Here is a 22,780-nt window from a genome sequence, read left to right as displayed (position 1 = left end):
AGCGGCCTTGTGTCGCGAAAGGAGGGCAAAGTCCTCCCAGCTTTCTCGAGGAAAATGCAATGCGCATCTGGATCGACGCCGACGCCTGCCCCAAGGCAGCCAAGGACCTGATCGTCAAATTCGCCCTCAAGCGCCAGCTCGAAGTGGTGATGGTGGCCGGCCAGGCCGTGGCCAAGCCGGCCTTCGCGATCGTCCGCCTGATCGTGGTGCCCAGCGGCATGGACGCGGCCGACGATTACCTGGTCGAGCACGCCGTGCCCGGCGAGCTGGTGATCTGCAGCGACGTACCGCTGGCCGACCGCCTGATCAAGAAGGGCGTAGCGGCCCTGGACCCGCGTGGCCGCGAGTTCGACGAACGCAACATGGGCGAGCGCCTGGCGGTGCGCAACCTGTTCACCGAGCTGCGTGAGCAGGGCCAGGTCGGAGGCGGGCAGGCGCCCTATGGCGAGCGTGAGAAGCAGGCGTTCGCCAATGCCCTGGATCGGATCCTGACCCGCCTGAGCAAGGGCTGATCACGCCTCTTCGTGGGTCAGCTCCAGCACCCGGTCTACCAGCTTGTAGATGCCGCTGGCGGCTTCACTGATCGACTTGGCCACCATGTAGGCCGGGGTGGTCACCAGCTTGCGCTGGGTGTCTTCGACGATGTCATGCACATCGCACTCTTCATGCTTGCCACCCATTTTCTCCACGGCCGCCGCAGTATCCGCGTCGTTGCCGATGGTGCAGATCACGCCTGGCCCATAGATCTTCGCCGCCAGAGCGGGTGAGATGCAGATCAGCCCGACTGGCTTGCAGGCATCGGCGAACGCTTCGGCTAGTGCGAGTACATCCGGGTTGACCGTGCAGCCGGTACCTTCCACGGCAAAGTTGGACAGGTTCTTCGCCGCGCCGAAACCGCCTGGCACGATCAGGGCATCGAAGTCTTCAGCCTTGGCCTCACGGATGTCCTTCACTTCGCCACGGGCGATGCGCGCCGATTCGGTCAGCACATTGCGCGACTCGGGCATTTCCTCGCCGGTCAGGTGGTTGATGACATGCATCTGCGCGATGTTCGGCGCAAAGCACTGCACCTGTGCGCCGCGCTGGTCGAGGCGCAGCAGGGTGATCACGCTTTCGTGGATTTCCGCGCCATCGTAGACGCCACAGCCGGAAAGAATCACCGCTACTTTCTTGGTCATGCTCATTACTCCATTTTCGAGGCGCTAAATGTCCTCTAGTTTGGCAGATGTGGCCATAGGGATTACGGCAGGCGCATCCTAATCTCTGTGGATAACCTTACCGAGCGTTGCCCATGGACCTGATTCTGCTGGCCGTGCCGTTTTTCTTCGTGCTGATTGCCGTGGAGCTGATTGCCGACCGCTTGCGCGGCCAGCGCAACTTCACCCTGGCCGATTCGATCAACAGCCTCAGCACCGGCGCGTTGTCCACCAGCACTGGTCTGCTGACCAAAGGGGTAGGGCTGCTGACCTATGCGCTGGCCTGGGAACACCTGGCGCTGCTGCGCCTGCCGCAGAACGCCCTGTGGGTCTGGCTGCTGGCCTTCGTGCTGTACGACCTGTGCTACTACTGGCTGCACCGCCTGGGCCATGAGCGCAACGTGTTGTGGGCGGCGCATTCGGTGCATCACCAGAGCGAGGAGTACAACCTCACCACCGCATTGCGTCAGACCAGCAGCGGTTTCATCTTCTCGTGGATCTTCTACTTGCCGCTGGCGCTGGTAGGCGTGCCCCCCGTGGTGTTCATCACCGTGGCCTCGCTGAACCTGCTGTACCAGTTCTGGGTGCACACCCGGCACATCCCCAAGCTCGGCTGGCTTGAATGGGTGCTGATCACGCCGTCGAACCATCGCGTCCACCATGCGCAAAATCCTGCCTACTTGGATCGCAACTACGGCGGCGTGTTCATTCTCTGGGACCGTCTGTTCGGCACGTTCAAGGAGGAGGACCCGGCCGAGCCGGTGGTGTTCGGCGTGACCACGCCCTTGGCCAGCTGGAACCCGCTGTGGGCCAACCTGCAGTTCTACGCCCAGCTGTACAGCGATGCCCGTCGCACCCGCAGCTGGAAGGACAAGCTGCGCATCTGGTTCATGCCTACCGGCTGGCGCCCGGCTGATGTCGCGGCAGCTTATCCACAGGCGAAACAGAACCTGGCGATGTTCTGCAAGTTCGAGATTGCCCTGGGCCGGGGTTGGCAGGTGTACGTGGCAGCGCAATTCGCCGTCTACATCGCGCTGGGCAGTTATCTGATGGACGTGGCCGAGCGCGTGCCAGCCGCAGCACTGGTGCTGGGCTGGTCGCTGATGGCGTTCGGCTTGTTCGTGCTGGGAGCGGCCCTGGAAAAGCGGCCGTGGGCGGTGCACCTGGAGCTGGCGCGCCTGCTGACGCTGGTGCCGGCGCTGTACCTGGCCGGCACGTTGGGCTTAGCGTTGGTCGTGCCCGTGTTCTGGTTGCTTCTCGGCGGATACCTGCTGCTCAGTGCTGGCGGGCTGCTCATCTGCCGCCGCGCGGCGCTCGGCACGGATGGTACGGAAGCGCCGGCGCAGCCAGAGCAGGCCGCCCAGCAGCAACAGGCCGCCGAGCACCCATAGCTCGTACTTCTTGATGCTGCCCAGCATGCCTTCGAGGATGGCACCGAAATGATAGGCCGCCAGGCCCAGTGCCAGGGCCCATACGGCAGCGCCGATGCCGTTGAGCAGGAGGTATCGGCGTGGCGAGTAGCCGGACAGGCCGATGGCTATCGGCATCACCGTGCGCAGGCCGTAGACGAAGCGAAAACTCAGCACCCAGATGTCCGGGTGGCGGCGGATATGCTCTAGTGCCCGGTCGCCCATTGCCTGCCAGCGCGGCTTGCGTGCGAGGATCTTGCGTCCGTGCCGCCGGCCCATGAAGTACCAAAGCTGGTCGCCGGCGTAGCTGCCGCAGAAGGCCACCAGGACCACCAGCTTGATGTCCATGTATTCGCGGAACGCAAGGAATCCCGCAAGTACCAGAATGGTCTCGCCTTCGAAGAAGGTGCCTAGAAAAAGGGCAAAGTAGCCGAAATCCTGCAGGAATTGTTGGAGCATTTTCTGAGGTGCTGGCGAAATGAACGCGCAGCCTACCCCTTCGCGCGCATTCGTGAAAGTGTCCAAATGTGTCTCGACGTGAACAATTCCTACACGGACAATACCGGCAGCCTTAAGTCGCGGCTTGCGCGAAGCTGTAACGCAGCCGTCATAATGGGGGCTTATCTTGCCGCTCAATTGATCATAGGGCGTTAACGTCCTCAGGAACGTCAGATGAATAATGAAGTGCTAACCCCTGTCGCGATCAAGGATGCCCAGGCCGTCCCCGAAGAGATGGTTCAGACCCCGCCAGACCTGCCCGAGGTCGTGGAACCGATGGTCGAGGCCGCCGCCCCGGCCCCGGCCCCTGCGCCGACGCCGGCCATCGCCGTCCCGAGCCTGGACGACAGCAGCCTGTACATTCATCGCGAACTTTCGCAGCTGCAATTCAACATCCGCGTGCTGGAACAGGCGCTGGACGAATCGTACCCGCTGCTCGAACGCCTTAAATTCCTGCTGATCTTCTCCAGCAACCTCGACGAGTTCTTCGAGATCCGCGTTGCCGGCCTGAAGAAACAGATCAACTTCGCCCGCGAGCTGGCCGGGGCCGACGGCCTGCAGCCGCATCAGGCGCTGGCGCGCATCAGCGAGCTGGTGCACTTCGAGGTGGAGCGCCAGTACGCGATCCTCAACGACGTGCTGCTGCCGGAGCTGGAAAAGCACGCCATCCGTTTCATTCGTCGCCGCTACTGGACGCCGAAGCTCAAGACCTGGGTGCGCCGCTTCTTCCGCGACGAGATCGCACCGATCATCACCCCGATCGGCCTCGACCCGACCCACCCGTTCCCGTTGCTGGTGAACAAGAGCCTGAACTTTATCGTCGAGCTCGAAGGTGTCGACGCCTTCGGCCGCGATTCCGGTTTGGCGATCATCCCGGCACCACGCCTGCTGCCACGCGTGATTCGCGTGCCGGAAGACGTCGGTGGCCCAGGCGACAACTACGTCTTCCTGTCGTCGATGATTCATGCCCACGCCGATGACCTGTTCCAGGGCATGAAGGTCAAGGGTTGCTACCAGTTCCGCCTGACCCGTAACGCCGACCTGGCGCTGGATTCCGAAGAAGTCGACGACCTGGCTCGCGCCCTGCGCGGTGAGCTGTTCTCGCGCCGCTACGGCGATGCCGTGCGCCTGGAAGTGGCCGACACCTGCCCGAAACACCTGTCGGACTACCTGCTCAAGCAGTTCAGCCTGAGCGAGAGCGAGCTCTACCAGGTCAACGGCCCGGTCAACCTGACCCGTCTGTTCAGCATCACCGGCCTCGACAGCCACCCGGAGCTGCAGTACACGCCGTTCACCCCGGCCATCCCCAAGCTGCTGCAGAACGCCGACAACATCTTCAGCGTGATCGGCAAGCAGGACATCCTGCTGATGCACCCGTTCGAGTCCTTCACCCCGGTGATCGACCTGCTGCGCCAGGCCGCCAAGGACCCGCACGTGCTCGCCGTGCGCCAGACCCTGTACCGTTCCGGGGCCAACTCGGAGATCGTCGACGCCCTGGTGGATGCGGCGCGTAACGGCAAGGAGGTCACCGCAGTGATCGAACTGCGCGCGCGCTTCGACGAAGAGTCCAACCTGCAGATGGCCAGCCGCCTGCAGGCGGCCGGTGCGGTGGTGATCTACGGCGTGGTCGGCTTCAAGACCCACGCCAAGATGATGCTGATCCTGCGCCGCGAGCAGGGCGAGATCGTGCGCTATGCGCACCTGGGTACCGGTAACTACCACGCCGGCAACGCCCGCCTGTACACCGACTACAGCCTGCTGACCTCTGACGACGCCCTCACCGAGGACGTCGGCAAGCTGTTCAGCCAGCTGATCGGCATGGGCAAGACCCTGCGCATGAAGAAGCTGCTGCACGCGCCGTTCACCCTGAAGAAGGGCATGCTCGACATGATCGCCCGGGAGACCCAGTTCGCCCTGGAAGGCAAGCCCGCGCACATCATCGCCAAGTTCAACTCGCTGACCGACGCCAAGGTCATCAAGGCGCTGTACAAGGCCAGCCAGTCGGGTGTGAAGATCGACCTGGTGGTACGCGGCATGTGCTGCCTGCGCCCAGGCATTCCGGGGGTTTCGCACAACATCCAGGTGCGCTCGATCATCGGCCGCTTCCTTGAGCACACGCGCGTGTTCTACTTCCTCAACGGCGGCGAAGAGCAGATTTACCTGTCCAGCGCCGACTGGATGGAACGCAATCTCGACAAGCGCGTCGAGACTTGCTTCCCGGTAGAGGGCAAGAAGCTGTTGCTGCGGGTGAAGAAAGAGCTGGAAGGCTACCTGACCGACAACACCCACGCCTGGACTTTGCAGCCCGACGGGCGCTACGTGCGCAGCAGCCCGACCGGCAACCAGAACCCGCGCAGTGCCCAGGCGACCCTGCTGGAGCGCCTGAGCAACCCGCTCCTCAACGTACGCTGAGGACGAAGCCGACCCGGGCCAGCCACTCCGCCTCGTTGGCGAAGTCGGCCTGGGTCAGCTGGTTCTGTTCCAGCCAGCCTTCAGGGAACACTACCTCGAGGCTGTTTTCGCCGGCCTGCAGCTCAACCTTGGGCATCTGCTGGGTGCCACGGATGTGGTGGAACAGGATGGCGAAGCGCAGCAGCACGCACAGGCGAATCAGCTGTACGGCTTCGTCGCCGAACTCGGTGAACTTGTCCTTGGGAATGTTGCGGCGATGGCCGCGCACCAGCAGGGCCATCATCAGCTGCTCGTCGCGGGAGAAGCCGGCCAGGTCGGAGTGCTCGATCAGGTAGGCACCATGCTTGTGGTAGTGATAGTGAGCGATATCCAAGCCGATTTCATGAATTTTCGCTGCCCAGCCCAGCAGATCGCGCCAGTTCCCATCTTCAAGCTTCCATGCATTGGCCACTTGGTCGAAGGCGCTCAGTGCCTTGCGCTCGACGCGAGCCGCCTGGCCTTGGTCGACGTGATACCGCTCCATCAGCGAATTCAAGGTGCGCTCACGCACATCCTCGTGGTGATGGCGGCCGAGCAAGTCGAACAGCACGCCTTCGCGCAGGGCACCGTCGCAGTGGTCCATGCGCTGCAATTCAAGGGCGTCGAAGATGGCCTCGAGAATCGCCAGGCCGGCCGGAAAAATGGTGCGCCGGTCGGGTTTGACGCCGTCGAAGTCGATCTTGTCCACCTCGCCCAGTTTGAAAAGCTTGCGCTTGACCCAGGCCAGGCCCTCGGCATTGACCTCGCCGTTGCCCAGGCCGCCGGCTTTGATCGCGGCGCCGATGGCGCGGATGGTGCCGGACGAGCCGATCGCCTCGTCCCAGGTCAGGCGATGCAGGGCGTTTTCGATGCTCATCAGCTCCAGGCGTGCGGCGGTGTAGGCCTGGGCGTAGCGCGCCGGGGTGATCTTGCCGTCGCGGAAGTAGCGCTGGGTGAAGCTCACGCAGCCCATTTGCAGGCTTTCCCGTAGTAGCGGCTCGAAGCGCTGGCCGATGATGAACTCGGTACTGCCGCCGCCGATGTCGGCGACCAGGCGTTTGCCGGGGGTGTCGGCCAGGGTATGGGAGACGCCGAGGTAGATCAGGCGCGCCTCTTCACGGCCGGAGATGACCTCCACCGGATGCCCGAGAATGGCTTCGGCACGCTGGATGAATTCGTTGCGGTTGCGCGCTTCGCGCAGGGCGTTGGTGCCGACGATGCGTACGGAGCCTGCCGGCATGCCGTTGATCAGTTGGGCAAAACGCTTGAGGCATTCCAGGCCTCGCTCCATGGCTTCTTCGCTGAGCTTGCGCTCTTCGTCGATGCCGGCGGCCAGCTGAACCTTTTCGCCGAGCCGCTCGAGAATGCGGATTTCGGTGTGGTGCGCCTTGGCCACGACCATGTGGAAGCTGTTGGAGCCCAGGTCGATGGCGGCGATCAGGGACAGGTTCTTCGCGGAGGTATGCGGCATTCTGTGTGTTCTCGGTCGGTAACCCGGCAATCGTGCCACGATCCTTGGCTGACGCCAACGCGCACCGCACCGGGCCTTGATGCAAGGCAATGTGCCATTCCATGCTATGACACTTGTGTGACAGTTTCGATTCGCGGCGTCTTGCACAACTATAGTTACACTCAATCGTCCGTGACTTCCTGTAGGGCCTGGGTGCCGCTATCATGGGCCACGTTTTTTTGCTTACGACCCTGGAGATATCCATGAGCAGCGATCTGATCAAACACGTCACCGACGCCACCTTCGAAGCCGAAGTCCTGCAGGCTCAAGGCCCGGTGCTGGTCGACTACTGGGCTGAATGGTGCGGTCCATGCAAGATGATCGCTCCGGTTCTGGACGACATCGCCTCTGAATACGAAGGCAAGGTGACCATCGCCAAGCTGAACATCGACAATAACCAGGAAACCCCGGCCAAGCATGGCGTGCGTGGCATCCCGACCCTGATGCTGTTCAAGAACGGCAACGTCGAAGCCACCAAGGTCGGCGCCTTGTCGAAGTCGCAGTTGAAGGCGTTCCTCGACGCCAGCCTGTGATGTGATGTGAAAAAACCCCGCAAATGCGGGGTTTTTTCTTTTTCAGAGCACTAGACGCAGAAAAAAGCAAGTGTTACATTCGGCCTCGCACTGCTTCTCCAGTGCCCTCTGCACGCCGTCGCCGAAGCATCCCTAATTCGAATCAGTACGCGATCCTGTCGCCATCTAGCGGCGCGGCCTCATTAAGCCACAGCTTAATTCTCCCTTCTTACATGATTACGTCACTCCCCTTATGAACCTGACTGAACTCAAGCAAAAGCCGATTACCGATCTTTTGGAAATGGCCGAACAGATGGGCATCGAAAACATGGCCCGTTCGCGCAAACAGGACGTGATTTTCGCCCTGCTGAAGAAGCACGCGAAAAGCGGCGAAGAGATCTCGGGTGACGGCGTGCTGGAGATTCTCCAGGATGGTTTCGGTTTCCTGCGTTCGGCTGATGCGTCCTATTTGGCCGGCCCCGACGACATCTACGTCTCGCCAAGCCAGATCCGCCGTTTCAACCTGCGTACTGGCGACACCATCGTCGGCAAGATCCGCCCACCGAAGGAAGGGGAGCGTTACTTCGCCCTGCTGAAGGTCGACACCATCAACTTCGACCGTCCAGAAAACGCGAAGAACAAGATCCTGTTCGAAAACCTGACGCCGCTGTTCCCGAACAAGCGCCTGAAGATGGAAGCCGGTAACGGCTCCACCGAAGACCTCACCGGTCGCGTCATCGACCTGTGCGCTCCGATTGGCAAAGGCCAGCGTGGCCTGATCGTCGCTCCGCCGAAAGCCGGTAAGACCATCATGCTGCAGAACATCGCGGCGAACATTACCCGTAACAACCCCGAGTGCCACCTGATCGTCCTGCTGATCGACGAGCGCCCGGAAGAAGTGACCGAAATGCAGCGCACCGTGCGCGGCGAAGTCGTCGCCTCGACCTTCGACGAGCCGCCAACCCGCCACGTGCAGGTTGCCGAAATGGTCATCGAGAAGGCCAAGCGCCTGGTCGAGCACAAGAAGGACGTGGTCATCCTGCTGGATTCCATCACCCGTCTGGCACGTGCCTACAACACCGTTATCCCGAGCTCCGGCAAGGTGCTGACCGGTGGTGTCGATGCCCACGCCCTGGAGAAGCCGAAGCGCTTCTTCGGTGCCGCGCGTAACATCGAGGAAGGCGGTTCGCTGACCATCATCGCCACCGCGCTGGTCGAAACCGGCTCGAAGATGGACGAAGTGATCTACGAAGAGTTCAAGGGTACCGGCAACATGGAACTCCCCCTGGACCGTCGCATTGCTGAAAAGCGTGTGTTCCCGGCCATCAACATCAACCGTTCCGGTACTCGCCGCGAAGAGCTGCTGACCGCCGACGACGAACTGCAGCGCATGTGGATCCTGCGCAAGCTGCTGCACCCGATGGACGAGATCGCCGCCATCGAGTTCCTGGTCGACAAGCTCAAGCAGACCAAGACCAACGACGAGTTCTTCCTGTCGATGAAGCGCAAGTAAGATCGTCGTACCACGCGAAAAGCCGGGGAAACCCGGCTTTTTGCTATCTGTACTTTGGCTATTGCGGCCCTATCGGCGCTACACTCTGCACCCCGACCGATACGGCCAACACGAGGCTCATGCATGCAGTATCGCGATTTGCGCGACTTCATCCGTGGCCTGGAGCAGCGCGGTGAACTCAAGCGCATCCAGGTTCCGATTTCCCCTGTCCTGGAAATGACCGAGGTCTGCGACCGCACCCTGCGCGCCAAAGGCCCGGCTTTGTTGTTCGAAAAGCCCACCGGCTTCGACATCCCTGTACTGGGCAACCTGTTCGGCACGCCAGAGCGCGTGGCCATGGGCATGGGTGCCGAGTCGGTCGACGAACTGCGCGAGATCGGCAAGCTGCTGGCTTTCCTCAAGGAGCCGGAGCCGCCGAAAGGCCTGAAGGACGCCTGGTCCAAGCTTCCGATCTTCAAGAAGGTCGTGTCGATGGCGCCGAAGGTGGTCAAGGACGCGGTGTGCCAGGAAGTGGTTATCGAGGGTGACGATGTCGACCTCGGCCAGCTGCCGATCCAGCACTGCTGGCCAGGCGACGTGGCGCCGCTGATCACCTGGGGCCTGACCGTGACCCGTGGGCCGAACAAGGACCGCCAGAACCTGGGCATCTACCGGCAGCAGGTGATCGGCCGCAACAAGGTGATCATGCGCTGGCTGAGCCATCGTGGCGGCGCCCTGGACTATCGCGAGTGGTGCGAGAAGAACCCGGGCCAGCCGTTCCCGGTCGCCGTGGCCCTGGGCGCTGACCCGGCCACCATCCTTGGCGCCGTGACACCTGTGCCGGACACTCTTTCCGAATACGCCTTCGCCGGCCTGCTGCGCGGCAACCGCACCGAGCTGGTCAAGTGCCGTGGCAGCAACCTGCAGGTACCAGCCACCGCCGAGATCATCCTCGAAGGCGTTATTTACCCGGGCGAAATGGCCCCGGAAGGCCCGTATGGCGACCACACCGGCTATTACAACGAAGTGGACAGCTTCCCGGTGTTCACCGTCGAGCGCATCACCCACCGGCAAAAACCGATCTACCACAGCACCTACACTGGCCGGCCGCCGGATGAGCCGGCGATTCTGGGTGTGGCGCTGAACGAAGTATTCGTGCCGATCCTGCAGAAGCAGTTCCCGGAAATCGTCGACTTCTACCTCCCGCCGGAAGGCTGCTCGTACCGCATGGCGGTGGTGACCATGAAAAAGCAGTACCCTGGCCACGCCAAGCGCGTGATGCTGGGTGTGTGGTCGTTCCTGCGACAGTTCATGTACACCAAATTCGTTATTGTCACCGACGACGATATCAACGCCCGCGACTGGAACGATGTGATCTGGGCCATCACCACGCGCATGGACCCCAAGCGTGATACGGTGATGATCGACAATACGCCGATCGACTACCTGGACTTCGCGTCGCCGGTATCGGGGCTGGGGTCGAAGATGGGCCTGGACGCCACGCACAAGTGGCCGGGCGAGACTACACGCGAATGGGGCCGGGTCATCGTCAAGGACGAGGCCGTCACCCGCCGTATCGATGAGCTGTGGGATCAGTTGGGAATAGATTGATGCAGGTAACGTTGCAGCCGTCCGGGGCGGTGCTGGCGCTCGAACCCGGGGAACGGATCCTGGATGGAGCGCGGCGGCTGGGCTATGACTGCCCGAACAGCTGCCGCAATGGCAATTGCCATGTCTGCGCCGCGTTGTTGGTCGAGGGGAGTGTGCGTCAGGACGGGATTGTCCGTGACCATGGCGAGTTGTTTACCTGCATTGCCGAACCGCTGGAGGACTGTGTGTTGCTCTGGGATGGTGTGCTTGCCTTGGGTGAGCTGCCAGTGCGCAAGCTGGCGTGCAGCGTGAGCGAATGCGTCGAAGTCGGTGGCGACGTCTGGCGCGTGCGCCTGCGCGCGCCGGCCGGCAAGCCGCCGCGTTACCATGCCGGGCAGTACTTGATGATCGAGCGTGAAGGTGGCAAGCCGGCGGCCTTCTCGCTGGCCTCTGCGCCGCATTCCGGGCGGGACCTCGAACTGCATGTGCTGGGCCGTGAAGCCAGCGCGCTGCAGTTGCTGGCGCAGCTGCAGCGTGACCGCGTGGCGCGTATCGAAATGCCGTTCGGCGATACCCACCTGGCCGAGTTGCCCGACGGGCCGCTGGTGCTGATTGCTGCTGGCACCGGCATGGGCCAGATGCACAGCCTGGTCGAACATTGCCGCGCCCAGGGCTTCAAGCACCCGGTGCACCTGTACTGGGGTGTCCGTCGCCCGGAGGACTTCTACAGCATCGAGCACTGGGCTGAATGGCAGCGCTTGCCCAATTTGTTCCTGCACAAGGTGGTCAGTGACCTGTGTGGCTGGGAAGGGCGTTGCGGCATGCTGCATGAAGCGGTGTGCGAGGACGTGGAAGACCTCAATACCGTTCATGTGTATGCCAGCGGCTCGCCGAACATGGTCTACGCCACCCTGGACGCTCTGGTCGAGGCCGGCATGGACGCCCACCGCATGCGTGCCGACGTGTTTGCCTACGCACCACGCGGTTAATAACCGAAGTTTGAACTAGTGGGTATAAGGCGGTCATTGTTACCGCCTTGGCCATTAACTTTCGCGGCCATCGAAACAATACTTCCCAGTCGTCGGAACTGTGCATGAAACTCTGTTCATGGGACTTGAGTATTGGCGCATTTCTATCCTATGGTTACAGCAAGCGCCCGTCGCGGCCGCGCAGGCCGCGTCATCAGCGCCTCCCGCTTTATGCGTAGTAAACAGGGAATAATGGCGGCAGCTTATGTCGGCACTTGAAAGTTTGTCCTGGGAAGTTGCATATCCTCCGACGCTCGACTTCGGTCAGCAACTGACCCGTGAGCAATTGCTCAATTCCATGCAAATGACCATGTCTCGCCATGAAGGTGGCCCTGTCTGGTTGTTTGCCTATGGCTCGTTAATCTGGCGCCCGGAATGTAATTCGGTGGAGCGCCAACGGGCGCGAGTTCATGGTTATCACCGCGGGTTGTACCTGTGGTCCCACGAGCACCGGGGTACCCCGGAAACGCCGGGCCTGGTGTTCGGCCTTGATCGCGGCGGCTCCTGCAGTGGTTTTGCCTATCGCCTCGATGAAAGCAACCTCGACGCCTCGCTGATGGCCCTGTGGCAGCGGGAGATGCCTTATCCGGCCTATAGGCCGCACTGGCTCAGCTGCCGGTTGGGTGATGGCAGCAAGGTGCAGGCCTTGGGGTTCGTGCTGGAGCGGCACCTGCCGTGTTATGCAGGCAACCTGTCGGATACGTTGCTGAGCCAGATTCTGGCCAGTGCCAAGGGGCGCTACGGCACCACGCGGGATTATGTCGAGCAGACTTTGAATGCGCTGCGTACCCATCAGATGCCCGATCGTAACCTCGAAGCCCGTTTCAGGCGCTGCCATAACCTGCGCGAGGTTTAATAAAGCTACCGGCCCCTTCGCGGGCACGCCCGCTCCCACAGGGATACCTTGTTCTTCGAACCTGTGGTGAACCTTTGGGAGCGGGCACGCCCGCGAAGAGGCCAGGCATGCTTTACCTGGCCAGCACCACCAACTTACCCACAGCCCGCCGCTGCCCCAGCGCTTCAATGGCAGCCCCAGTTTCAGCCAGTGGATAAGTCTTCGACACCAACGGCTTCAGCTTGCCCTCGGCATGCCAGGCAAACAATTGCCGGAAGTTCGCCGCATTGTCCTCAGGTTGGCGCTGGGCAAATGCCCCCCAGAACACCCCAAGTACCGCCGCACCCTTGAGCAGCACCAGGTTCGCCGCCATCTGCGGAATCGTCCCGCTGGCAAACCCCACCACCAGCAGCCGGCCCCGCCACGCCAACCCGCGCACTGCCTGGTCGAACAGCTCCCCGCCCACCGGGTCGTAGATCACATCCACGCCCTGGCCACCGGTCAGGCGCTTGATCTCTTCCTTGAGGCTCGCCTGGCTGTAGTCGATCAGTTCGTCAGCCCCGGCAGCCTTGGCAACGGCGAGCTTCTCGGAGCTGCTGGCTGCGGCGATCACTCTTGCGCCCATGGCCTTGCCAATTTCCACAGCTGCCAGGCCCACCCCACCGGATGCACCGAGTACCAAAAGGGTTTCGCCAGGTTGCAGTTGGCCGCGCTGCTTGAGTGCATGCATCGAGGTGCCATAGGTCATGCCGAACGCGGCTGCGGTGGCAAAATCCATGTGCTCTGGTATTGGCATCACGTTGTAGAAGGGCACCGCCACCTGCTCGGCGAACGCTCCCCAGCCGGTCAGGGCCATCACCCGGTCGCCCACCTTGAAGGTGCCGGCCCGTTCGCCGACCGCAGCGACCACGCCGGCGGCCTCGCCACCTGGCGAGAATGGTAGCGGGGGCTGGAACTGGTATTTGCCTTCGATGATGAGCGTGTCGGGGAAATTGACCCCGGCAGCCTGCACATCGAGCAGGACCTCGTTCTTCTTCGGCACCGGGCTGGCCACGTCTTCCAGCGCCAGGTCTCGAGCCGGACCCAGGGTTTTGCACAACACAGCTTTCATCGGGACTATTCCTTTGCGTGTAGTGGCCGATAAGTGTAGGAGGGACGCCTGCCGGGTCAACGAGCATGCCCCACCCTGATGTGCTGACATAAGTGCTGGCACAAGCCCGTGCTTGGGTTTGCGAGGCATGCTGGGTAAAGCTGGCGCCAACTGTTTTGAGGAGCGAATTCGTGAAAGCGTGGATCTTGATGGTACTGGCGCTGATGCTGCCAGCGGCGGCCATGGCCGAAGAAGCCAAGGAAGGGGAGCCGAAAGTTTCCTACATCACCCTGAGCCCACCCTTCGTTGGCAACTACGCCCTCGATGGCAGCCCCAAGCTGCGCGTGTACAAGGCCGATGTAGCCCTGCGCGTGACCGGTGATGCCGCGGCGGCTGCGGTCAAGCACCAGGAGCCGCTGATCCGCAACCAACTGGTGGCCCTGTTCACCCAGCAGACGGTGGATAGCATGAGCAACGTCGACGCCAAGGAGAAGCTGCGCCAGGAAGCGTTGAAGCAGGTGCAGCAGGTGATGGAATCGGAAGAGGGCAAGCCGATTGTCGAGGATCTCCTGTTCAATAACCTGATTGTGCAATAACTCAACCTGCCTGAGTTGAACCCTGAGCGGCCTTGTGTCGCGAAAGAGCTGTGCAGCAGCCCTAGGATCTCAGCTTCGCCGCTTAGCATGCCGGGGCTGCTTCGCAGCCCTTTCGCGACACAAGGCCGCTCCTACAGTTGACTGCGATTGCCCGCACTCAGTGCGCCAGTGCGATGATCGCCGCCCACTGCTCTTCAGTCACCGGCATCACCGACAACCGCGTGCCTTTCTGCACCAGCGGCAACTCTGCCAGCGCACTCTGCTGCTTCAGCAGGCCCAGCCCCAGCACTTGGCGGAAGGTCTTCACGTGGGCCACATCTACCGCGCTCCAAGGGTTCTTTTCGGCATTGGCCTTGGCGTCGAAGTAGTGGCTTTCCGGGTCCAGTGCCGTCGGGTCCGGGTACGCCGCAGCAGTGATGCGGGCGATGCCGGCAATGCCCGGTTGCGGGCAGCTGGAGTGGTAGAAGAAGAACTCGTCGCCTACGCTCATGGCCCGCATGAAATTGCGCGCCTGGTAGTTGCGTACGCCATCCCAGCGTGCCTCGCCCAGACGGCCCAAGCCTTCGATCGAGAGCTCATCGGGCTCGGATTTCATCAGCCAATAGGCCATGGATACTGCTCCTGAAAAGGTTTGAAATAACCTGTTGCACGAAACCGACAGCCGGTTGGCGTCAACGTTTGCGTGAAGACTCAGGTTGTCGGAAAATGCGCCGATTTTAAAGCTAGACGCTCCGGCGGCACCTAGAAGGTCGCCGAGCCTGAACGTATGCCTAGGGGGGCATTCTTCGATGAACCAACGCAAACCGGATCTACTGTGGATCCTGGTCTTCATCTTTGGTCTTGGTGTGGTCACTACCGGTTATGCCCAGGGCATCTGGGAGCGCAAGCTGGATACCGCCTACCAGACGCCGGTCGACGCCAACCCGCAGCAACGCTGATATCCCCTCGCTGACGCCGCTTACTTCGGCGCCAGGTACCAGCCACGGTCGCTGACCGTGCCCTGCAGTGGTACATCCCAACTGGCCTGCGCCAGTCGCTCGACCTTCTGGCATTCATGCGCCAGCCCCAGCAGCAGCGGTTTCTTCCAGGTCTTGCGGCGTGCCTGGTAGGCCAGGCTGCGGTCGTAGAAACCCCCGCCCATGCCCAATCGGCCACCGACTTCATCGAAGCCGACCAGCGGCAGCAGAATCAGGTCCAGCGACCAGATCGGGCGCTGGCGCCGACGATCGGTCAATGGCTCGGGAATACGGAAGCGGTTGCGCTTGAGCTTTTCGCCCTGTTCGAAACGCTGGAACACCATACGCGTGCGTGGCCAGGCATGCAGTACCGGCAGGTAGGTGTGCTTGCCCCTGCGCTGAGCTTCGCGCAGCAGCAGGCGCGGGTCGATTTCACCGTCATTGGGCAGGTACAGAGCGATATGCCGGGCACGGCGGAACAAGGGGTGCTGCGCCAATTGCCGGTACAGCCCGCGTGAAGCCTGGTTTTGCTGGGCGGGGGTAAGGGCGCGGCGGGCATTGCGAAGCAGGCGACGAAGCTGGGGGCGGGTGAGCGGCGCAGTTTCAGTCATGGCACTGGCGATCCCAGGTGTCGGATTGCCCAGCTGAGCGCTGGGCAGGAAGAATCAGGCTCCCCGATAAGACCGCTATCGGTGTAGCCCTTGAACCCGAAAGTTCAAGGTGGAGATTGCAGGGGGCGTTAAGGCTTTCCGTCGGGCGGACATGCACACCGGCCCCAGCGTGCAACCCCCGTGGTTGTGCGTATCGGCTCAGGGACATAACCGACTGGCGCATCCCCCAGGGAGTGGCGCCAGTATACCAATCTCAGCCGTTTTTGGTACCCGCATCGTCGGACAAAGCCTGATCGACCCGTTCCAGCAGGTCACGCACCTGTTCACGGCTGGTGCCACTCACTGGCGCGTCACTGCGTTCCTCCTGGCGGTGCAGCATCTCGTGAGTGATGTTCAACGCCGCCATGACCGCAATGCGGTCGGCACCGATCACCTTGCCGCTGCTGCGGATCTCGCGCATCTTGCCATCCAGGTAGCGCGCGGCGCTGACCAGGTTGTTGCGCTCTTCCGGCGGGCAGATGATCGAATACTCCTTGTCGAGGATCTGCACGGTGACGCTATTGCTTGAACTCATGAGTCTTGCTCCAGGGCCTTCAGGCGTAAAATCATCGACTCGACCTTGCGCTTGGCGATCTCGTTCTTTTCGATGAGGTGGGCGCGCTCCTCGCGCCAGGATTTTTCCTGAGTAACTAGGAGTGCATTTTGCCGTTTTAGTTGCTCGACGCGTTCAATCAGCAACTCGAATCGGCTCATCAGCGCTTGCAGGTCGTTCTCTTGCGTGGGTTGCACTCGATTCGCTCCGTCGTTGAATCACCCTGCGATGATGCCTCTCCCTGCGCAGCGGCGGCCAGTGCCGATGGTCTTGGCGCGCCTGCCGGTGCTAGGATACAAGGTCTTCATTCTAGTCAAATGCGCCGTCTGGCGCCTAGCCGACCATGCCTAATACTCAATCGCCTTACGTTGCTTTTGCCATGCTCCTCTCGAGCAATGGCCATCCTGTCACCCCTGCCGAGCTGCACGGCCTGCTGATCGGGCGCAGCTGCGCCGGTGCAGGCTTCGATGCCGAGGCCTGGCTGGCCGACGCCGCCCAACTGCTGGAAACCGAACCCGGCGACACCGTGCGCAATGCCCTGATCGGCCTGCAAGAGATGGTCAAGGGCGAGCTGAACAGCGAAGACATGGCCATTGTTCTGCTGCTGCCGAGCGACGACGCCGCGCTCGCCGACCGCGCCGAGGCGCTCGGCCAGTGGTGCCAGGGGTTCATCACCGGCTTTGGCCTGAACGCCGGTGGCAAGGACCTGTCTACCGAAGCCAAGGAGGTGCTGCAGGACCTCGTGGCCATTTCCCAGGTCCAGGAAGCACTCGAAGAATCCGAAGACGGCGAGAGCGACTACATGGAAGTCATGGAATACCTGCGCGTCGCACCGCTGCTGCTGTACACGGAGCTGGCGGCGCCTGCCGCACCTGCACCAAAACCTTCGCTGCACTGATAAACCGGGGGTAGTTCTGCCCATGAGCCATATACCCAAGGCCGAGTATGCCCGTCGGCGCAAGGCGCTGATGGCGCAGATGGTCCCCAACAGCATTGCCATCCTGCCGGCTGCCGCGGTTGCCATCCGCAACCGCGACGTCGAGCACGTGTACCGCCAGGACAGCGATTTCCAGTACCTCAGCGGCTTTCCCGAACCAGAGGCGGTGATCGCACTGATCCCTGGCCGCGAGCACGGCGAGTACGTACTGTTCTGCCGCGAGCGCAATCCGGAGCGTGAGCAATGGGACGGGCTGCGTGCCGGCCAGGAAGGCGCGGTCCGTGACTTTGGCGCGGACGATGCCTTCCCGATCACTGACATCGACGAGATCCTGCCGGGCCTGATCGAAGGCCGCGAACGGGTCTACAGCGCCATGGGCAGCAATGCTGAGTTCGACCGCCGCTTGATGGACTGGATCAACGTGATCCGCTCCAAGGCACGCCTCGGCGCCCAGCCGCCGAACGAATTCGTTGCGCTGGATCATCTGCTGCACGACATGCGCCTGTATAAATCGGCCGCGGAAGTGAAAGTGATGCGTGCCGCCGCAGAGATCTCTGCACGCGCCCATGTACGGGCCATGCAGGCCTGCCGCGCCGGGCTGCACGAGTACAGCCTGGAAGCCGAGCTGGACTACGAGTTCCGCAAGGGCGGGGCGAAGATGCCGGCCTACGGCTCGATCGTCGCCGCCGGGCGCAATGGCTGCATCCTGCACTACCAGCAGAACGATGCCCCGCTCAAGGACGGTGACCTGGTATTGATCGATGCCGGGTGCGAGATCGACTGCTACGCCAGCGATATCACCCGCACCTTCCCGGTCAGCGGACGTTTTTCGCCCGAGCAGAAGGCCATCTACGAGCTGGTGCTCAAGGCCCAGGCTGCCGCCTTTGCCGAGATCGCCCCGGGCAAGCACTGGAACCACGCCCACGAGGCGACCGTGCGAGTCATCACCGAAGGCTTGGTGCAGCTCGGCTTGCTCAAGGGTGAGGTGCAGGCGCTGATCGACAGCGAGGCCTACCGGGCCTTCTACATGCACCGTGCCGGGCACTGGCTGGGCATGGATGTGCACGATGTTGGCGAATACAAGGTGGGCGGCGAGTGGCGGGTGCTGGAGCCTGGCATGGCGTTGACAGTAGAGCCGGGTATCTACATCGCCGCCGACAACGAGTCGGTCGCGAAGAAATGGCGCGGCATCGGCATCAGGATCGAGGACGACGTGGTAGTGACCAGGCAAGGTTGTGACATTCTGACCTCGGGCGTGCCCCGCACGGTCGCCGAGATCGAGGCGCTGATGCAGGCTGCACGTAAGGACGCGGCATGAATCGGGTCAACCTGGCGATTATCGGTGGCGGTCTGGTCGGCGCAAGCCTGGCCCTGGCCCTGCAGGCCGGCGCCAAGGCACGCGGCTGGAAGATCCTGCTGATCGAGCCGTTCGCCCCCGGCGACAGCTTCCAGCCCAGCTACGACGCACGCTCCTCGGCGCTGTCTTTCGGCACCCGGCAGATCTATCAGCACCTTGGCCTGTGGCAAACCATCAGCCCGCGCGCCGAGCCGATCCGGCAGATCCAGGTCTCTGATCGGGGCCGTTTCGGTGCTACCCGCCTGGATGCCATGGAGGAGGGCGTGCCGGCGCTGGGTTACGTGGTGGAGAATGCCTGGCTCGGCCAGTGCCTGTGGCAAGGGCTGGACAGCGAGGTGGTGAGCTGGCGCTGCCCGGCCGAAGTGAAGGCGATGCAGGCCGTCGAAGGTGGCTACCGCCTGCAGCTGGACGACGACACCAGCCTGGAATGCGACCTGGCGGTGCTGGCTGACGGTGGCCGCTCCGGCCTGCGTGAGCAGCTGGGTATCCATGTGCGCCGTACGCCCTACGAACAGAGCGCGCTGATCGCCAATATCACCCCGGGCGAGGCCCACTGCGGCCAAGCCTTCGAACGCTTCACCGAGCAAGGCCCGATGGCCTTGCTGCCTTTGCCGGAAAACCGCTGCGCTCTGGTCTGGACGCGGCAGGGGATGGATGCGCGGCGCCTGGCCGAAATCGACGAGCGCAGCTTCCTGCGTGAGTTGCAGGATGCCTTTGGCTATCGCCTCGGTGCCATGCGCCAGGTCGGTGCCCGGCATCTCTACCCGCTGGCGCTGATCGAAGCCCAGGAGCAGGTACGGCCACATCTGGTGGTGCTGGGCAACGCCGCGCACAGCTTGCATCCGATTGCCGGGCAGGGCTTCAACCTGTCGCTGCGTGACGTGCAGTCGCTGGCCGATGCGCTGCTGGCCGGCCCGCAGCATCCGGGTGATCTTGCCAGCCTGTTGGCCTATCACCAGCGCCAGCGTCTCGACCAGGCCCTGACCATCGGCTTCTCCGACCAGGTCACCCGCCTGTTCGGCAGCAACCAGCCGCTGCTGGCGGCCGGGCGCAATATTGGCTTGCTCGGGCTCGACCTGCTGCCCCCGGCAAAAAGCTGGTTCGCCCGCCAGGCCATGGGCCTCGGCACTCGCCCCGATCCGCGGGGCCAGGCATGAGCAACCCGCGCAGGCTGGCGCGCCGGGCGCGCATGTTGCGCTGGCTGCTGAACCTCTACCCGCCCTACATCGGTGCCGGTATCCGCATCCAGCACATCAGCCCTGACATGCGCAGCGTCAAGGTACGCATGAAGCTGACCCGTTGGAACCGCAACTATGTCGGCACCCAGTTTGGCGGCAGCCTGTACTCGATGGTCGACCCGTTCTACATGCTGCTGCTGATCGAGCAGCTGGGCCGCGAGTACATCGTCTGGGACAAGGCCGCCAGCATCGATTTCATCGCCCCGGGCAAGGGCACGGTGTACGCCGAATTCCACGTCGATGACGCGCTGCTGGACGAGATCCGCCAGCAGACCGCTACCGGCAAGAAGTACCTGCCGCGTGTGCAGGTCGATATCCGTGACGAAGCCGGCGAGCTGGTGGCACGGGTCGATAAAACCCTATACGTGCGGCTCAAGCCGCAAGCGAGGCAGGCGTAAGGCATGGAAATGCGCGCAGATCTGTTGATTGTCGGTGCCGGTATGGTCGGCAGCGCCCTGGCCCTGGCGCTTCGCCACAGCGGCCTGGAAATTCTCCTGCTCGATGGCGGCCCGCTGTCGGTGAAACCGTTCGATGGCGCCGCTCCGTTCGAGTCACGGGTCAGTGCCCTGTCGGCAGCCAGCCAGCGCATCCTCGAACGCCTGGGTGCTTGGGAAGGTATCGCCGGGCGGCGCGTGTCGCCGTATTCCGATATGCATGTTTGGGACGGCAGCGGTACCGGGCAGATTCATTTCTCGGCAGCCAGCGTGCATGCCCAGGTGCTCGGCCATATCGTCGAGAACCGGGTGGTACAGGACGGTCTGCTGGAGCGCCTGCACGACAGTGACATTGGCCTGCTGCCCAATGCCCGCCTGGAGCAGTTACGCCGTTCCGGTGACGAATGGCTGCTGACCCTGGCCGATGGCCGCCAGCTGCGGACACCGCTGGTGGTGGCCGCCGATGGCGCCAACTCGGCGGTGCGCCGGCTGGCCGGCTGCGAGACCCGCGAATGGGATTACCTGCATCACGCAATCGTCACCAGCGTGCGCTGCAGTGCTGCGCACCAGGCCACCGCCTGGCAGCGTTTCACCGATGAGGGGCCGCTGGCGTTCCTGCCGCTGTCGCGTGACGGCAAGCAGGACTGGTGCTCGATCGTCTGGTCGACCACGCCCGAGCAGGCCGAGCAGATCATGGCACTGGATGAGCAGGCCTTCCTCAAGGCCCTGGAACGTGCCTTCGAGGGGCGTTTGGGGGACGTGCTGGAGGCCGACCCGCGCGTCTGCGTGCCGTTGCGCCAGCGCCACGCCAAGCGTTACGTGGACGAAGGGCTGGTGTTGATCGGCGATGCCGCGCACACCATTCACCCGCTGGCCGGGCAGGGCGTCAACCTGGGCTTCCTTGACGCCGCGGTGCTGGCCGAAGTGCTGGAGAGCGCCTGCGAGCGTGGTGAGCGGTTGGCGGATGTGAAAGTGCTCAGCCGTTATGAGCGCCGGCGCATGCCGCACAACCTGGCGTTGATGGCGGCGATGGAAGGCTTCGAACGGTTGTTCCAGGCCAATCCGTTGCCGTTGCGCTGGTTGCGTAACAGCGGGTTGAAGCTGGTGGAGCAGATGCCGGAGGCCAAGGCGATGTTCGTGCGCCAGGCGCTAGGGTTGACCGGGGATCTGCCGGAACTGGCCAAGGCGTGAGATCGCGGGGGCCGCTTTGCGGCCCATCGCAGGCAAGCCAGCCCACAGGTACAGCGCTGGCCTGAGACCTTGTGATATCCCTCTGCAACATCCGGTAACTGCTCGGATTATGAGCTGGAAAATGGGATTCACTACCATTTGCACCTCTCATACGATCCGAGGAGTGCTTTCCATGTTGCCACGCAAGCCCCTACTGGCCGCCCTGGCCCTGACCCTGTTCGGCGGCACTGCCCAGGCGGCGGACGAAGTGGTGGTGTACTCCTCGCGCATCGACGAACTGATCAAGCCTGTGTTCGATACCTACACCGCCAAGACCGGGGTCAAGGTCAAGTTCATCACCGACAAGGAAGCCCCGTTGATGCAGCGCATCAAGGCCGAGGGCGAAAACGGTGTGGCCGACCTGCTGCTCACCGTAGATGCCGGCAACCTCTGGCAAGCCGAGCAGATGGGCATCCTGCAGCCGATCAAGTCGGACATCATCGACCAGAACATCCCCCCGCAGTACCGCGCTTCGTCCCATGACTGGACCGGCCTGAGCCTGCGTGCGCGGACCATCGTCTACTCCACCGAGCGGGTCAAGCCGGCCGAGCTGACCACCTATGAGGCCCTCGCCGACAAGCACTGGGAAGGCCGCCTGTGCCTGCGCACCGCGAAGAAGGTGTACAACCAGTCGCTGACCGCCACGCTGATCGAGAACCATGGCGAGGCCAAGACCGAGCAGATCGTCAAAGGCTGGGTCGGCAACCTGGCCACCGATGTGTTCTCCGACGATAATTCGGTGATCCAGGCCATCGAGGCCGGCCAGTGCGACGTGGGCGTGGTCAACACCTACTACTACGGCCGCCTGCATGCCCAGAACCCGAAACTGCCGGTTAAGATTTTCTGGCCCAACCAGGGTGACCGTGGCGTGCACGTCAACCTGTCGGGCATCGGCCTGACCAAACATGCACCGCACCCGGAAGCCGCCAAGAAGCTGGTCGAGTGGATGACTGGCGAGGAAGCGCAGAAGCTGTTCGCCGACATCAACCAGGAATTTCCGGCCAACCCGAAGGTAAAGCCGTCGGATGAAGTGGCAGCCTGGGGTAGCTTCAAGGCCGATAGCCTGCCGGTGGAAGTGGCTGGCAAGCGCCAGGCCGAGTCCATTCGCCTGATGGATCGGGCTGGCTGGAATTAAGCAGCAGGCTTTGCTCTTCCGGGGCCTGTCAGGGCCCTTTCGCGGGTAAACCCGCTCCCACAGGAACACCATCGCCCTTCAGGATGGCGCAGAACCTGTGGGAG

General features: G+C 62.7%; 23 protein-coding genes, 1 other RNA gene and 1 pseudogene. 16 read left to right on the top strand and 9 right to left on the bottom strand.

Annotated elements, in window-relative coordinates; genetic code table 11:
- Positions 1-59: 59 nt before the first annotated feature.
- On the top strand, positions 60-512 hold the full coding sequence (locus tag ACLEJU_RS24125; protein WP_103446197.1) for a YaiI/YqxD family protein: 453 nt from the start codon (positions 60-62) through the stop codon (positions 510-512).
- Here ACLEJU_RS24125 and elbB read toward each other — a convergent pair whose 3' ends face one another.
- Entirely contained in the window at positions 513-1,178 is a 666-nt protein-coding gene (elbB, locus tag ACLEJU_RS24120) for an isoprenoid biosynthesis glyoxalase ElbB (RefSeq protein WP_435423567.1), read from the bottom strand. It lies immediately after the preceding gene.
- A gap of 113 nt (positions 1,179-1,291) precedes the next feature.
- Between elbB and ACLEJU_RS24115 the strand changes: the two are divergent.
- A pseudogene (locus ACLEJU_RS24115) lies at positions 1,292-1,918 on the top strand (sterol desaturase family protein); the annotation flags it as partial.
- 501 nt (positions 1,919-2,419) lie between these two features.
- Here ACLEJU_RS24115 and ACLEJU_RS24110 read toward each other — a convergent pair.
- Complete coding sequence (locus tag ACLEJU_RS24110; protein ID WP_435423568.1) at positions 2,420-3,064, bottom strand: DedA family protein; 645 nt, start codon at positions 3,062-3,064, stop codon at positions 2,420-2,422.
- A gap of 213 nt (positions 3,065-3,277) precedes the next feature.
- Here ACLEJU_RS24110 and ppk1 point away from each other — a divergent pair, with 213 nt between their 5' ends.
- Positions 3,278-5,515 carry a polyphosphate kinase 1 gene (gene ppk1 / locus ACLEJU_RS24105; protein ID WP_435423569.1) on the top strand — a complete coding sequence of 746 codons (2,238 nt, stop codon included), beginning with the start codon at positions 3,278-3,280 and terminating at the stop codon, positions 5,513-5,515.
- Here ppk1 and ppx read toward each other — a convergent pair.
- On the bottom strand, positions 5,502-7,004 hold the full coding sequence (gene ppx, locus ACLEJU_RS24100; protein ID WP_435423570.1) for an exopolyphosphatase: 1,503 nt from the start codon (positions 7,002-7,004) through the stop codon (positions 5,502-5,504). The two genes, ppk1 and ppx, sit on opposite strands and share 14 nt — an antisense overlap.
- Positions 7,005-7,246: 242 nt before the next feature.
- Here ppx and trxA point away from each other — a divergent pair, with 242 nt between their 5' ends.
- The 5 genes from trxA to ACLEJU_RS24075 all read left to right on the top strand — a co-directional run bounded on the left by trxA (position 7,247) and on the right by ACLEJU_RS24075 (position 12,521).
- Entirely contained in the window at positions 7,247-7,576 is a 330-nt protein-coding gene (gene trxA, locus ACLEJU_RS24095; protein WP_435423571.1) for a thioredoxin TrxA, read from the top strand.
- A 232-nt stretch (positions 7,577-7,808) separates the two neighbouring features.
- Positions 7,809-9,068 (top strand): transcription termination factor Rho, encoded by a 1,260-nt coding sequence (gene rho, locus ACLEJU_RS24090; RefSeq protein ID WP_003253661.1) that lies wholly within the window; start codon positions 7,809-7,811, stop codon positions 9,066-9,068.
- A 123-nt stretch (positions 9,069-9,191) separates the two neighbouring features.
- A complete protein-coding gene (ubiD, locus tag ACLEJU_RS24085; protein ID WP_435423572.1) occupies positions 9,192-10,658 on the top strand; it encodes a 4-hydroxy-3-polyprenylbenzoate decarboxylase in 1,467 nt (488 codons plus the stop codon).
- Positions 10,658-11,626, top strand: coding sequence for a CDP-6-deoxy-delta-3,4-glucoseen reductase (locus ACLEJU_RS24080; RefSeq protein ID WP_435423573.1), 969 nt, complete (start codon positions 10,658-10,660; stop codon positions 11,624-11,626). The genes ubiD and ACLEJU_RS24080 overlap by 1 nt, the downstream gene beginning before the upstream one ends.
- Before the next feature lie 244 nt (positions 11,627-11,870).
- On the top strand, positions 11,871-12,521 hold the full coding sequence (locus ACLEJU_RS24075; RefSeq protein ID WP_435423574.1) for a gamma-glutamylcyclotransferase: 651 nt from the start codon (positions 11,871-11,873) through the stop codon (positions 12,519-12,521).
- A 112-nt stretch (positions 12,522-12,633) separates the two neighbouring features.
- Here ACLEJU_RS24075 and ACLEJU_RS24070 read toward each other — a convergent pair whose 3' ends face one another.
- Positions 12,634-13,611 (bottom strand): NADPH:quinone oxidoreductase family protein, encoded by a 978-nt coding sequence (locus ACLEJU_RS24070; protein ID WP_435423575.1) that lies wholly within the window; start codon positions 13,609-13,611, stop codon positions 12,634-12,636.
- A 170-nt stretch (positions 13,612-13,781) separates the two neighbouring features.
- Between ACLEJU_RS24070 and ACLEJU_RS24065 the strand changes: the two genes are divergently transcribed.
- Entirely contained in the window at positions 13,782-14,186 is a 405-nt protein-coding gene (locus tag ACLEJU_RS24065) for a flagellar basal body-associated protein FliL (RefSeq protein WP_027920870.1), read from the top strand.
- Between the two features lie 157 nt (positions 14,187-14,343).
- On the opposite strand, the gene ACLEJU_RS24060 is transcribed toward ACLEJU_RS24065, so the two are convergent.
- Positions 14,344-14,796 carry an EVE domain-containing protein gene (locus tag ACLEJU_RS24060; RefSeq protein WP_435423576.1) on the bottom strand — a complete coding sequence of 151 codons (453 nt, stop codon included), beginning with the start codon at positions 14,794-14,796 and terminating at the stop codon, positions 14,344-14,346.
- A gap of 178 nt (positions 14,797-14,974) precedes the next feature.
- Here ACLEJU_RS24060 and ACLEJU_RS24055 point away from each other — a divergent pair, with 178 nt between their 5' ends.
- Positions 14,975-15,124 (top strand): hypothetical protein, encoded by a 150-nt coding sequence (locus tag ACLEJU_RS24055; protein WP_165837333.1) that lies wholly within the window; start codon positions 14,975-14,977, stop codon positions 15,122-15,124.
- 20 nt (positions 15,125-15,144) lie between these two features.
- On the opposite strand, the gene ACLEJU_RS24050 is transcribed toward ACLEJU_RS24055, so the two are convergent.
- The 4 genes from ACLEJU_RS24050 to ACLEJU_RS24035 all read right to left on the bottom strand — a co-directional run bounded on the left by ACLEJU_RS24050 (position 15,145) and on the right by ACLEJU_RS24035 (position 16,506).
- On the bottom strand, positions 15,145-15,753 hold the full coding sequence (locus tag ACLEJU_RS24050) for a 5-formyltetrahydrofolate cyclo-ligase (RefSeq protein ID WP_435423577.1): 609 nt from the start codon (positions 15,751-15,753) through the stop codon (positions 15,145-15,147).
- A 56-nt stretch (positions 15,754-15,809) separates the two neighbouring features.
- Positions 15,810-15,989, bottom strand: a non-coding RNA gene (gene ssrS, locus ACLEJU_RS24045) — 6S RNA.
- Between the two features lie 17 nt (positions 15,990-16,006).
- Entirely contained in the window at positions 16,007-16,327 is a 321-nt protein-coding gene (locus tag ACLEJU_RS24040) for a cell division protein ZapA (RefSeq protein ID WP_103446188.1), read from the bottom strand.
- Positions 16,324-16,506, bottom strand: a complete 183-nt coding sequence (locus ACLEJU_RS24035) for a TIGR02449 family protein (RefSeq protein WP_435423595.1) — start codon at positions 16,504-16,506, stop codon at positions 16,324-16,326. The genes ACLEJU_RS24040 and ACLEJU_RS24035 overlap by 4 nt, the downstream gene beginning before the upstream one ends.
- A 182-nt stretch (positions 16,507-16,688) precedes the next feature.
- On the opposite strand from ACLEJU_RS24035, the gene ACLEJU_RS24030 reads away from it, so the two are divergent.
- The 6 genes from ACLEJU_RS24030 to ACLEJU_RS24005 all read left to right on the top strand — a co-directional run bounded on the left by ACLEJU_RS24030 (position 16,689) and on the right by ACLEJU_RS24005 (position 22,676).
- The gene (locus ACLEJU_RS24030; protein WP_027920874.1) at positions 16,689-17,243 is read left to right on the top strand and encodes a YecA/YgfB family protein; all 555 of its coding nucleotides are present in this window, start codon (positions 16,689-16,691) and stop codon (positions 17,241-17,243) included.
- 22 nt (positions 17,244-17,265) lie between these two features.
- Complete coding sequence (gene pepP, locus ACLEJU_RS24025) at positions 17,266-18,600, top strand: Xaa-Pro aminopeptidase (RefSeq protein WP_435423578.1); 1,335 nt, start codon at positions 17,266-17,268, stop codon at positions 18,598-18,600.
- On the top strand, positions 18,597-19,796 hold the full coding sequence (ubiH, locus tag ACLEJU_RS24020; RefSeq protein WP_435423579.1) for a 2-octaprenyl-6-methoxyphenyl hydroxylase: 1,200 nt from the start codon (positions 18,597-18,599) through the stop codon (positions 19,794-19,796). Before pepP ends, ubiH begins: the two co-directional genes overlap by 4 nt.
- Complete coding sequence (locus tag ACLEJU_RS24015) at positions 19,793-20,275, top strand: DUF4442 domain-containing protein (protein WP_159412567.1); 483 nt, start codon at positions 19,793-19,795, stop codon at positions 20,273-20,275. The genes ubiH and ACLEJU_RS24015 overlap by 4 nt, the downstream gene beginning before the upstream one ends.
- A gap of 9 nt (positions 20,276-20,284) precedes the next feature.
- Positions 20,285-21,502: a 2-octaprenyl-3-methyl-6-methoxy-1,4-benzoquinol hydroxylase gene (locus tag ACLEJU_RS24010; RefSeq protein WP_435423596.1), complete on the top strand. Its 1,218-nt coding sequence runs from the start codon at positions 20,285-20,287 to the stop codon at positions 21,500-21,502.
- A gap of 172 nt (positions 21,503-21,674) precedes the next feature.
- Positions 21,675-22,676, top strand: coding sequence for an extracellular solute-binding protein (locus tag ACLEJU_RS24005; RefSeq protein ID WP_435423580.1), 1,002 nt, complete (start codon positions 21,675-21,677; stop codon positions 22,674-22,676).
- Positions 22,677-22,780: the final 104 nt, after the last annotated feature.

Source organism: Pseudomonas sp. SMN11, from assembly GCF_052041945.1.
Classification (GTDB): Bacteria; Pseudomonadota; Gammaproteobacteria; order Pseudomonadales; family Pseudomonadaceae; genus Aquipseudomonas.
Note: the sequence above shows the minus strand (reverse complement) of the source record. Positions and strands in the feature narration are given on the sequence as shown.